General features: G+C 69.5%; 6 protein-coding genes. 3 read left to right on the top strand and 3 right to left on the bottom strand.

The genetic code is table 11. The features are described 5' to 3' along the window. Nucleotides 1-20 precede the first annotated feature (20 nt). Nucleotides 21-3023: a carbohydrate binding domain-containing protein gene (locus tag OG782_RS35385; protein ID WP_406458159.1), complete on the bottom strand. Its 3003-nt coding sequence runs from the start codon at nt 3021-3023 to the stop codon at nt 21-23. Nucleotides 3024-3314: 291 nt separating this feature from the next. After that, nucleotides 3315-3914, bottom strand: coding sequence for a TetR/AcrR family transcriptional regulator (locus tag OG782_RS35380; protein WP_406458157.1), 600 nt, complete (start codon nt 3912-3914; stop codon nt 3315-3317). Nucleotides 3915-4066: 152 nt separating this feature from the next. Between OG782_RS35380 and OG782_RS35375 the strand changes: the two genes are divergently transcribed. Both OG782_RS35375 and OG782_RS35370 read left to right on the top strand, forming a co-directional pair. Further along, a complete protein-coding gene (locus OG782_RS35375; protein ID WP_406458155.1) occupies nt 4067-6358 on the top strand; it encodes a glycoside hydrolase family 3 N-terminal domain-containing protein in 2292 nt (763 codons plus the stop codon). A gap of 245 nt (nt 6359-6603) precedes the next feature. Next, a complete protein-coding gene (locus tag OG782_RS35370; protein ID WP_406458153.1) occupies nt 6604-8751 on the top strand; it encodes an MMPL family transporter in 2148 nt (715 codons plus the stop codon). Nucleotides 8752-8850: 99 nt separating this feature from the next. Here OG782_RS35370 and OG782_RS35365 read toward each other — a convergent pair whose 3' ends face one another. Then, nucleotides 8851-10500, bottom strand: a complete 1650-nt coding sequence (locus tag OG782_RS35365; protein WP_406458151.1) for an MFS transporter — start codon at nt 10498-10500, stop codon at nt 8851-8853. Between the two features lie 179 nt (nt 10501-10679). Between OG782_RS35365 and OG782_RS35360 the strand changes: the two genes are divergently transcribed. Further along, entirely contained in the window at nt 10680-12143 is a 1464-nt protein-coding gene (locus tag OG782_RS35360) for a glycoside hydrolase family 76 protein (RefSeq protein ID WP_406458149.1), read from the top strand. The last annotated feature ends 15 nt before the right edge of the window (nt 12144-12158 follow it).

The raw sequence follows: 12158 nt of genomic DNA, 5'->3' as shown, positions 1-12158 counted from the left end.
CGGATGCCGCTGCCGCTCCGCTACTTCAGGTAAGGACCCGCGGCGCCGATCCTGCCGGGTCCGTTCAGGACGTAGACGCGCATGTTGCCCTTGCCCGGGGCGTCGACGGTGAGCTTTCCGTCGGTGACGACCCGCGTGTCGCCGGTGACGGCGTCCCTGTACGTGCCGTTGGGGATCCCCGTGTACGAGGCACCACCCGTGACGGTGACGAGCGCGAAGCTGTCCGTCGTCCCGCTGGTGTAGCGCCGCTTGTACGCCATCTGACCGGTGATGCCCTCCGTGGAGTACTGGCCCATCTGCAGGGCTGGCACCGCCCGGCGGATCTCGTTGAGCCGCTGGACGTGCTTGACCAGGGGCTGGGCCAGGGTGTTGGCCACCTCACCGGTGGCGGAGTCGACCTTGGAGAACTCCGAGGCCGTGACGTTCCCGGCGAGGTGGTCGCCGTAGTAGGCCCGGCCGGTGGTGGCGAGCGGGCAGGTGGGCCCGCAGTCGATCTTCTTGCCGGCCTGGAACTCGATCTCAGATCCGTAGTACAGGGTGGGGATGCCGCGGAAGGTCCACATCAGGGACATGTTCTCGGCCCAGGCGTCGGTGCCGCCCGCGTAGCGCTCGCTGCTCTTGTTGGGGCCGTAGTCGTGGGAGTCGACGTAGACGACGTTGTAGGTGGCGTCATTCGTCGAGTCGTCGGAGTCCTTGCCGTTGTTGTAGGCGTTCGTGGCATCACCGAAGTTCATGTGCATGCGCATGTCGATGATGTTCATGCCGGAGAACCGGCTGTGGTCGGGTGCGTGGTAGGCGTTGCCGTCCAGGAACGCGTTGGTGGACGTGGGCTGTGACCCGGTGCCGAGCTGCTCCTCGTAGGTGTACATCTCCAGGGCGGCCTTGGTGTCGTCGGCGTCGTACTCCTTGCGTTCCTTCCAGGTGAAGAACTGCGCCGAGTGGTTGACCGAGCCGCGGTTCCACTTGTCGTTGACGAATGCTCCGACCTCGCCGAAGACGAGGAAGTTCTTCGCGGCCTCGGCACCGAACCGCTGGGTGACGCGTTCCTGGATCGCGGGCAGGAAGCGGCGGTTCCACGTCGTGCGCGGGATGTGGACGGCCGTGTCGATGCGGAAGCCGTCGACGCCCATGTCGATGTACTTGTCGTACGCGCCGATCAGATAGTTCTGCACCGGTGCGGACTCGGTGTTGAAGTCGGCCAGGTCCTCGTGCAGCCAGCAGGACCTGGAGTCCTCGCCCTCCCAGTTCCCCAGCCAGCAGTTGTGGTAGTACTCCTTCGGGAACATCCCCGATGTCGGGTTGGGCCACTGGCAGTTGTAGATCCGGTAGCCCTCCGGCGAGGTGTACTGCGTGGGCTTGCCCCAGTCGACACAGGTGTTGCCCGCGGGCTCGGCCGTGGACCACAGGTCGCCGTTGTAGTAGGACTTGCCGCTCTTCGGGTCGACGGTCAGCCCGTCGTACTCGAAGCCCTCGTTCTTCTCGTCGTAGTACCAGCTCCACTGGCTGTCCCGGACCCCGTAGACGGTCGGGGTGTACAGGCCCTTGGCGCCCCAGCGCGAGGAATGGTTGTAGACGACGTCCTGGTAGATCTTCATGCCCTTGGCGTGGGCGGCGTTGATCAGGTCCTGGTACGAGGCCCCGGCGGACTCCAGGCGCGGGTCGACCTTGTAGAAGTCGTAGCCGTGGTAACCGTGGTAGTCGTAGTCGGACCGGTTCAGCACGACCGGGGTGATCCAGACGGCCGAGAAGCCGAGCCCCTTGATGTAGTCGAGCTTGTTGACCAGGCCCTTGAAGTCCCCCCGGAACATGGGGTCGTTGTTGGCGGCGTTGCCGGACTTCACGTCCTGGTTGCCACCCCGGTTGTTGCTCGCGTCGCCGTCGTTGAAGCGCGCGGTCAGGACGAAGTAGATCGGGTCCTTGCGCGGGTCGGTGCCCAGCGGAGTGCCCTGGGGAGCCGTCGGCGGCTTCTCGCCGGTGGTCGCCTTCGCTGCGGCCGAGGCCGCCGAGATGTTGCCCGCCGCGTCCGCCGCTTTGACGGTGTAGGTGTAGGCGGTGTTCTCCTCGAGGTTCGACTCGGAGAGGACGGTCGAGCTCACATCGGTGACGACGCCGCCCTTGGTGCCCCCGGTACGGGTGACCTGATACTTGGTCACCTTCCGGTTGTCCGAGGAGGGTTCCCAGGTCAGGACCACCCCGACGCCGTCGGCCCTGGCCGTCACCGCGGTGGGTACGGTCGGTGCCTCGGTGTCCGGCGGCTGGGCGACGCACGGGTCCTTCGCGTCCTTGACGACCGCCCGGTCCTTCACGGTGCTCACACCGGCGGGGATCGTGTAGTTGACGCCGTTGTTGTTGTCCCAGACGCCGTTGCCGTTGTTGAACGTGGCCTGCATCGAGGTGGCGGCGCCGAGGCCCACCGTCTTCTTCACCCAGCCGGTGCAGGCCGGCTCCATGCCGACGCCGGGCACCGTGGTCCAGGCGCCGCCCGCGGGCTGGTAGTGCAGATTGGTGGTGGTCCAGCCGACCGTGGCCGTCGAGTAGTAGACCGATGCGGTGTTCGCGCCGTCGTCGGTCGGGCTCGGGCTCGGGTCCGGACCGGTGCCGCTCTCGCACGGGTCGCTGTGCGCCACGACCCCGTCCTTGACGGTGATGTTGCCGCTGCCCAGGTCGTAGTTCTGTCCGGCGTTGTTGTCCCAGACGCCGGAGCCGTTGTTGAAGGTTGCCTGAAGCCCCTGCGCGGTGCCGAGGCCGACCGTCTTCTTGACCCAGTCGGTACAGGCGGCCTCCATCGCCACACCGGGCACCGCGGTCCAGGAACCGCCGTCCGTCGCGTAATGAAGGTTGTACGCGGCCCAGTTCTTCGTCTTGGTGTAGTAGAAGACGGTCGTGGAGGCCTGGGACGCGGCGACGGGCGCCGTGTCGAAGCCGTTGTCGCGGGGCAGCGCGACGAGCAGTCCGAGCACTGCGGCCGCAGCCGTGGCTGCCGCCAGGAGGCGTCTCAGCAGCCGGTGAGGGGTGCGTTTCATCGGTGTCTCCAGGGAAGGGCCACGGCGACGGCGAAGCCGTGGCGTCCAGGGCACAGGAATGGGGGACCTGCGCCGTCCCGCCGGAAACCCTGACGCGCCTCAAGGTTCAAGCGAATGGGGATGATTCCCGCCTGTAACTCCAGCCGGAATATTGCTGCAATCTCTTGCAGTTGGGAAGTTACCGGCACATGACAAGGCCGTAAAGAGGTCCGGCGCCACACGGCCGGCCCTCCCCATCCGGATGGATGGATTCCGGACACTCGAACCGTCCGCGCCCATCCCCGCCGCCGCTCAGAGCGGCACGGTCAGCTGCGCCTGCAGGTGAGCACGCATCACACCCGCCATGTCGGTCGTGCAGCCGCTGAGGAGCCACTGCGTCTGGAGTCCGTCCATCAGCGCGATCAGTTGCTGCGCCGCCTCGTCGGGGTCGATCCCGTCCCGCAGAGCCCCCTCGTCACGGGCTTGCGTGTACGAGACCGCGGTACTCAGGACCAAGTCGCGGTACCGCTCGACGAAATAGGCGTGAGCCGGGTGCTCGACAGAGGTGGCCTCGGCGGCGAGTACGGAGAACAGTTCGACGATTCCCCGCCGTTCGGCGTTCAGCACGGCAAGGTCGACCAGCCGGCGCAGGCAGTCCACGCCCTTGGGATCACCGACGGAGAACAACTCCCCGTCCACCTCGTCGCGGTGTTCGAGCACCGCGAACAGCAGCGCCCCCTTCGTGGGGAAATGGTGCAACAGGCCCGGGTGCGAGATGCCGCAGCGGTTGGCGATCACGCGCAGCGAGGCACCCCGGTAGCCGACCTCTCCGAACAGAGCCATGGCCTGGTCGAGGATCTCCTCGCGCTTGGCGCGGCCCTTCGCATAGCCACGACGTACCTCACCCGTCACTCGCCACTCTCCCGGTCACGTCGGACGGCACCTCTGCGTACCGTCGCACACTCACATACTTACCACCCGGTCGGGATTCAGCGTACGGTGGATCCCAGCGGCTGAGCCGTACCGTGCCGCGCCATCCCGCCGACGCTGTGAAAGGAACTCCCGTGGGCTCCTCCCCGCCCTACCTCGACCCCGCACTGTCCGTCCCGGAGCGCGTCGCCGACCTCGTCGGCCGGATGACGCTGCCCGAGAAGGTCGGCCAGATGCTCCAGCTGAACGCGAAGGACGGGGTGCGGCACCTCATCGAGGACATGCACGCGGGATCGATCCTGCACGCCTCCCCCGACCGCGTCCTGGAGGCGGCGGCGCTCACCGGACGGACCCGGCTGCGGATCCCGCTGCTCGTGGCGGAGGACTGCATCCACGGTCACTCGTTCTGGGAGGGTGCCACGATCTACCCCACCCAGCTCGGCATGGCCGCCACCTGGGACCCGGAGCTCGTGGAGCGCATCGCGCGCGCGACGGCCGTCGAGGTCGCGGCGACCGGCGTCCACTGGACGTTCTCACCCGTCCTGTGCATCACCCGGGACCTGCGATGGGGCCGGGTCAGCGAGACCTTCGGCGAGGACCCGTTCCTCATCGGTGAGCTCGCCTCGGCGATGGTGCGCGGCTACCAGGGCGACGGGCTCGATGACCCCACGGCTGTCCTGGCGTGCGCGAAGCACTTCGCGGGCTACTCCGAGACGCAGGGCGGCCGGGACGCCAGCGAGGCCGACATCTCGCGCCGCAAGCTGCGCTCGTGGTTCCTGCCGCCGTTCGAGCGGGTCGCCCGGGAGGGCTGCCGCACGTTCATGCTCGGCTACCAGTCCATGGACGGGGTCCCGGTCACGGTCAACGACTGGCTGCTGAACGAGGTGCTGCGCGGCGAGTGGGGCTACACCGGCACCCTCGTGACCGACTGGGACAACGTCGGCCGCATGGTGTGGGAGCAGCACGTGTACGCCGACTACGCGCAGGCGGCGGCCGCCGCGGTCCGCGCGGGCAACGACATGGTGATGACGACCCCGAACTTCTTCGAAGGGGCGCAGGAGGCCGTCGCCGCGGGCACTCTCGAGGAGACGGACATCGATGCGGCGGTCGCCCGCATCCTGACGCTCAAGTTCGAGCTGGGGCTGTTCGAGAATCCGCGCCACCCCGACCGCGACCGGCAGGCAGCGGTCATCGGCAGCGCCGGCCACGCCGAACTGAACCTCGAAGCCGCCCGGCGCTCGCTGGTGCTGCTCACCAACGACGGCACCCTGCCGCTGGACGGCGGATTCGACGCCGGAACCGACGGCCGCGCGCTCGCCGCCGACGGCTCCGCTCCGCGCACCGTCGCCGTCATCGGCCCCAACGCCGACGACCCGCACACCCAGCTCGGCGACTGGGCGGGTGCCTCGGGTCAGGCGGACTGGCTGCCGGACGGTCATCCGCGCGCCATGATCCGTACCGTGCTGGACGGGTTCCGTGAGCAGGTGCCCGCCGGCTGGACCGTCACCCATGCACGCGGCGCCGACATCCTCACCGTGGGGCCCGATCCCGAGGGGGCCTTCTTCCCCGACGGACAGCCGCGGCCCGAGATCGTCGTCCCGGCCGAGCCGTCCGCGGCCCTGATCGCCGAGGCCGTCGCCGCGGCGCAGGCCGCCGACCATGTCGTCGCCGTCGTGGGTGACCGTATCGAACTGGTCGGAGAGGGACGGTCGACCGCGACGCTGGAACTGATCGGCGGTCAGATCGCCCTGCTGGACGCGCTCGCGGCGACGGGCAAGCCGTTCGTCGTGGTGGTCATCAGCTCCAAGCCGCTCGTACTGCCGCCGTCCGCGCACCGTGCGGCGGCGATCGTGCACGCCTTCAACCCCGGGATGCTCGGGGGCCGGGCCGTCGCCGAACTCGCCCTCGGTCTCATCGAGCCGTCGGGGCGGCTGCCCGTCTCCTTCGCACGTCACGCTGGGCAGCAGCCGACGTACTACAACCAGCTGCGCGGCCAGCACGGCACGCGGTACGCCGATCTGACGCAGAGTCCGGCGTTCGTGTTCGGTGAGGGCCTCAGCTACACGACCGTCGCCTACTCCGGCCTGGAGGTGCCCACCGACGTCCTGGGCGCGGGCGACACCCTGCGGGCGCGCGTCACCGTGCGCAACACCGGTGACCGGCCGGTCCGGGAGACCGTGCAGGCGTACGTCAGTGACACGGTCACGTCCGTGACCTGGGCGGAGAAGGAGCTCAAGGCCTACCGTCAGGTGACGCTCGCCCCCGGTGAGTCGCGTGAGGTCGTCATCGAACTGCCGGTGGCGGACTGCAGTCTCGTGGACGCGCAGGGCCGTCGGATCGTCGAGCCCGGCGCGTTCGAGCTCCTCGTCGGCCCCTCGTCGCGCGACGAGGCCCTGCTGCGCGCGGGCTTCACGGTCAAGGGCTGAGACCGCTCCCCCGGCCGGGCCGACGGCCCGCACCGCCCGGGCGGTCAGCCGCCGAGGTAGCCCAACCGGGGACCGGCAGCGGCCGGGCGGCATGTCGCGGGAGCACCCCGTGGCATGCCGCCTACTGTCACCCGCACGGAACCTGGGAGCGGGTGACGTTGCGGTATCGGCGCTGTGCGGGCCGCTCCGGCGGCCGCCCTCACCCTCGATGACGACGTCACTCATGACGAAGTACGGGGAGTGGCATGCCGCACCTACAGCAGCGCCGACGGCCGGGGGTGGCCGCCCTCATCTGCGGCCGGCGCACCAAATGGCTGGTCGTGGTGTTGTGGCTGATCGTCCTCGTCGTCGCGGCGCCGCTCGCGCAGAAACTCACCGACGCCCAGGACAACGACGCCACCTCCTGGCTGCCGAGCAGCGCGGAGTCCACCCAGGTCCTGGAGAGCTCGAAGGACTTCAGGCCCGAGGTCATCACCACGGTCGTCGTGTACGCCCGTGAGGGCGGGCTGACCGGGGCGGACCGCTCCCGGATCGTCGAGGACACCCGGCAGCTGCACACCCTGTCCGCGCACGGCGTGCGGGGCACACAGACCCGTGGACCCGTCTATGACAAGAGGGTCGCCCCCTCGGCCGCGCAGGTCTTCGTGCCCGTCACGATGGGCGCGGAGGGCTGGAAGCAGATCGGGCCCGCGGTCGACTCCATCAGGGAGGTCGTGGGCAAGAGCGGCGACGGTCTCGCCGTGCACGTCACCGGTCCCGGCGGGGTCACGGCCGACTCCGCCGATGCGTTCTCCGGCATCGACTCGACGCTGCTGTTCGCCGCGCTGACCGTGGTGATCGTCATGCTGCTGATCACCTACCGCAGCCCCACGCTGCTCCTGCTGCCCGTGATCGCGGTCGTGGCCGCGCTGTTCAGCGCGCAGGCGGTGATCTATCTGCTCGCGGCACACGCGGGCCTGACCGTGAACGGGCAGAGCGCGGGCATCCTCACGGTGCTGGTGTTCGGCGCGGGCACGGACTACGCCCTGCTGATCGTGGCCCGCTACCGGGAGGAGCTGCGCCTGCACGAGGACCGCCACGAGGCGATGGCCCGCGCGCTGCACCGGGCCGGGCCCGCGGTGCTGGCGAGCAGCGGCACGGTGGTGCTCGGCATGCTGGTGCTGCTGGTCGCGGAGATGAACTCGACCCGGGGGCTCGGGCCGGTGGCCGCGATCGGTGTGGCCGTGGCCCTGGTCGCCATGATGACGCTGCTGCCCGCGCTGCTGGTGATCTTCGGCCGGTGGATGTTCTGGCCGGTCGTCCCGCACTTCGGCTCCACCGAGCCGACCGAGCACGGCTTCTGGGCGCGGATGGGTGAGCGACAGGCGCGCCGCCCCCGCACGATCTGGATCGTCACCGCTGTGGTGCTGGCCGCGCTGTCCCTGGGGCTGACGCAGCTGCGCGCCTCCGGTCTCAGCAACGCCGACTCGTTCACCGGGAAGCCGGACTCGATCACCGGCCAGGAGGTCCAGGACCGGTACTTCCCCGGAGGCAGCGGTGATCCCCTGGTGATCGTCGCCGCGGCGGACCGCGCCACCGCGGTGCGTGCGACGGTGGCGACGACCCCGGGGGTGGTACGCGGTTCGGTCGGCACGCCGCCCGGTGCCCGGCCGGAGGCGAACGGCCAGGTCATTTTCGAGGCGACGATGACGGATCCGGCGGACAGCGACGCGGCCAAGGACACGGTGGAGCGGGTCCGTGACGCGGTGCACGCGATTCCGGGCGCCGATGCCCAGGTGGGCGGCAGTACCGCGGCCCTGATCGACATGGACGCCGCGACTCGGCACGACAACCTGCTGATCATTCCCCTGGTACTCCTGGTGGTGCTGATCATTCTGGGGCTGCTGCTGCGCGCGGTGGTGGCGCCTGTGCTGCTGGTCGCGACAGTGGTGCTGTCGTTCGCCGCCGCGCTCGGCATCAGTGCGCTGGCCTTCCGCCACGTCTTCGACTACGCGGGCGAGTCCACGGACTTCCCGCTCTTCGTCTTCGTGTTCCTGGTGGCGCTCGGCATCGACTACAACATCTTCCTGTCGACGAGAATCCGGGAGGAGGCGGTCCTCCAGGGCACCCGGGCAGGTGTGGTCGCCGGACTCGCGGCCACCGGAGCGGTGATCACGTCGGCCGGCCTGGTCCTCGCGGGCACCTTCGCGGCGCTCGGCACCCTGCCGGTCGTGGTCTTCGCGGAGATCGGGTTCGCGGTGGCGCTCGGCGTGCTGCTGGACACGTTCGTCGTGCGGTCGGTACTGGTCACGTCACTGTTCCTGGACATCGGCCCGCGCGTGTGGTGGCCGAGCCCGCTGGCCCGCGAGGACGGGGCGGCGGCGCGGGAGACCGCGGCCCCGGCGAAGCCGTAGCCGGACCGGGGACACTGCGCAGCCGTAACCGTGAACCGAGACCCGGCGGCATGGGCCGGACCGGCCGCCAGGGGTCCGGCGGCGCTCACGGTCCGCAGGTCATGGCTCAGGTGCGCCGGGGCGGTCTCGGTCACCCGCACGCGGCGGCTGCGCGTCCTCACCCGGTGTCCCGGCGCCGCCCCGCACCGGCTCCGCCGCCGCGCCCGCACCGGGCATCGCGGCGTTTCCGCGCAGACGTTCCAGGTCGGAGGGACGCACCTGGATGACGAACAGGGCGATCAGCGCGGCGACGACGGCGAAGACCGCGGCGACGACGAAGGCACTGGAGACACCCGATGCCAGGACCTGGTCGCCCCATCGTCCCGGCAGCTGTCCGGTCGAGCGGAACTCCGCCAGCTGGGCCGGTGTCGCCTCCGCCAGGAACTTCGGCACCTGGTCGGTGGCCTCGTTGCTGCTGGCCGTACCGAAGACCGTGACGAGGATGGACAGGCCGAGCGATCCGCCCACCTGCTGCGTGGTGTTGAGGATGCCCGAGGCCGCACCGGCTTCCTTCGGGGCCACCCCCGAAACGGCCATCAGGGTCAGCGACACGAACTGCAGTCCCATGCCGAGGCCGAACACCAGCACCGGGCCCAGGAGACTGCCCAGGTACGAACTGTCCACGTCGGTCTGCGTCAGCCAGCCCAGGCCCAGGGCCGCCAGGACCGCGCCCGTCACCATGAAGGGCTTGGGCCCCCACTTGGGCAGCAGCTGCGAGGCGAAGCCGGCGCCGACCGCGATGATGGCGCTGACCGGCAGGAAGGCGAGCCCCGCCTTCAACGGGCTGAAGCCGAGGACGTCCTGGACGAACAGGGTCAGGAAGAAGAACATCCCGAACATCGCGGCGGCCAGGCTCAGCATCATTCCGTACGTGCCGGCGCGGTTGCGGTCGCGGAACATCCACAGAGGCGTGATGGGCTGCCGGGACCGGCTCTCGATCACGATGAACAGGCCGAGCAGCACCACGGCCGCGCCGAAGGCCGCCAGCGTGAGGGGGTCGCTCCAGCCGTCCTGGGAGGCCCGGATGAAGCCGTAGACGAGGCACACCATGCCGAGTGTCGACGTGAGCGCGCCGATGATGTCGAAGTGGCCTGGATGGCGTTCGGACTCCCGGATGAAGCGAGGTGTGGCGAGCACGATCAGCAGGCCGATGGGGACGTTGACGAAGAAGATCCACCGCCAGTCGAGCCACTCCACCAGTACCCCGCCCGCCAGCAGCCCGATGGCGCTGCCGCCCGCGGAGACGGCCGCGAACACACCGAACGCCCGGTTGCGTGCCGGGCCTTCGCGGAAGGTCGTGGTGATGAGCGAGAGCGCGGTCGGCGAGGCGATCGCGCCTCCGACGCCCTGGAGGGAACGCGCGGCGAGCAGTTGCCACGATTCCTGGGAGAGGCCGCCGAGCAGCGAGGCGAAGACGAAGAGGGCCACGCCGAACATGAAGACTCTGCGGCGGCCGAGGATGTCGCCCAGCCGCCCGCCCAGCAGAAGCAGCCCACCGAACGTCAGGGTGTAGGCGTTGATGACCCAGGAGAGGTTCTCGGTCGAGAAGCCCAGCGAACTCTGAATGTGCGGGAGGGCGATGTTCACGATGGTGATGTCGAGGACCACCATCAACTGGCACGAGCAGATGACGAGAAGGGCGATCCCGCTGCCTCGTCCCTTCTCCGGGGATTCGGCAGCCTGTTGGGGTGTCACGTGGGAGCCCGTCATGGGTTTGCTTGCCGCTCAAGCCGTTCGTGAACGCAGTCGTTCACTCCCCCGACGTTAGCCCTGCCCGCAGGGCTCCGCCAATCGGGCGACGGACCCCGGCATCTTGACATGTACAAGGCGGCACGGATTCCCTTGCCGCACTACCCGCTAGCCCCGGACCGAACAACGGAGGACCGGCCATGCCCCCCACAAGACCGAACCGCGCCATCGGAATCGCCCTGCTCGCCGCCCTGCTCGCCGCCACGGCCACCGGAACGGCGCCCGCCACGGCGCAAGCGGCCGAACCCCCGGTGTGCAACAAGTACTGCGACGCCCGCGACCCCCGGAACGCCACCGGCGACCGCACCCCGGTCACCACCGCCATCTACGGACGCCGCATCGCTCTCCACCTTTCTGACAACGATGTCATGGGCTGGGGCTCGATCGACAACGCCGTCCCCGGCGACCAGGTCTGGCTCGACCGGTCCTTCGACGGCGGCCGCACCTGGTCCTCCGGCAGCAAGCTCGGCGCGACCGCAGTTCCCGAGGGCGCCACCGGATGGCGCTCGCAGATGTACAACGTGGACAACTGGAACACCGGCGGGATCGGCGCGCTCCGCGCCTGCGGCAAGGCCGGGAACCGGGCGGAGATCTCGTGCACCGGCTGGGCGCGCACCGACTGGAACGCCGGAAGCAGGAGCACCGCCGCGGCGACCGCGCTGATGATGGAGTACCACCGGGACACCGGGAAGTTCGCCGGCTGGTGGACATCGGCGACGGCGCTCACCTCCCTGATCGACAACATCCGGGTGAGCGGCATGCCGAGTTACCGCTACGCCATCTCGGAGACGTACGACAAGCTCATCGACGACGAGGGCGGTGACTTCACCAACTCCTATCTGGACGACACCGGCTGGTGGGGGCTGGCCTGGGTGGCCGCGTACGACGTGACCGGCGACGCTCGCTACCTGCAGACGGCGCGCAAGGACGCCGACCACATGCACGACTACTGGACCTCCGCATGCGGCGGCGGAGTTCAGTGGGCCACCGACAAGCCCTACAAGAACGCCATCACCAACGAGCTCTACCTCCACCTCAACGCCGCGCTGCACAACCGGACCGGCGGGGACACCACGTATCTTCAGCGGGCCAAGGACGAATGGGCGTGGTTCCAGGGCAGCGGAATGATCAACTCGGGCCGTACCGTCAATGACGGGCTCACCTCGGCCTGCGCGAACAACGGCGACACCACCTGGACCTACAACCAGGGAGTGATCCTGGCCGGCCTTGCGGAGCTGCACCGCGCGACGGGTGACGCCTCGGTCCTGAGCAGTGCCCGCACCCTTGCCGACGCGTCGACGTCATCGGGGTATCTGAACCCCGGCGGCACACTGCACGAGCCGTACGAGCCGGACGGCACCGGGTGCACATCGGACGGCGACTCGTTCAAGGGCGCCTACGCCCGGGGCCTCGGCATCCTGAACAAGGAACTGCCCGACCACCCCTACAGCGGCTACCTGGACCGGCAGGCGGACACCCTGTACGCGAAGAACCGCAACGCGCTGGCCCAGTACGGCCCGCACTGGGCCGGGCCCTACACGCTGACGGGCAACGGCTGCCAGCACAGCGCCCTCGACCTGCTCAACGCGGCCCAGGACAGCTGACACCGCGCCGCCCCC

It is taken from the genome of Streptomyces sp. NBC_00876 (genome assembly GCF_045207435.1).
In the GTDB taxonomy this organism is placed as follows: domain Bacteria; phylum Actinomycetota; class Actinomycetes; order Streptomycetales; family Streptomycetaceae; genus Streptomyces.
The sequence above is the reverse complement of the archived record's forward strand: the minus strand, read 5'-3'. Positions and strand labels throughout refer to the sequence as shown.

Coding starts and splice junctions, on each gene's coding strand:
- OG782_RS35385 (WP_406458159.1), bottom strand. CDS start 3,023: ATGAAACGCACCCCTCACCGGCTGCTGAGACGCCTCCTGGCGGCAGCC.
- OG782_RS35370 (WP_406458153.1), top strand. CDS start 6,604: ATGCCGCACCTACAGCAGCGCCGACGGCCGGGGGTGGCCGCCCTCATC.
- OG782_RS35365 (WP_406458151.1), bottom strand. CDS start 10,500: ATGACGGGCTCCCACGTGACACCCCAACAGGCTGCCGAATCCCCGGAG.
- OG782_RS35360 (WP_406458149.1), top strand. CDS start 10,680: ATGCCCCCCACAAGACCGAACCGCGCCATCGGAATCGCCCTGCTCGCC.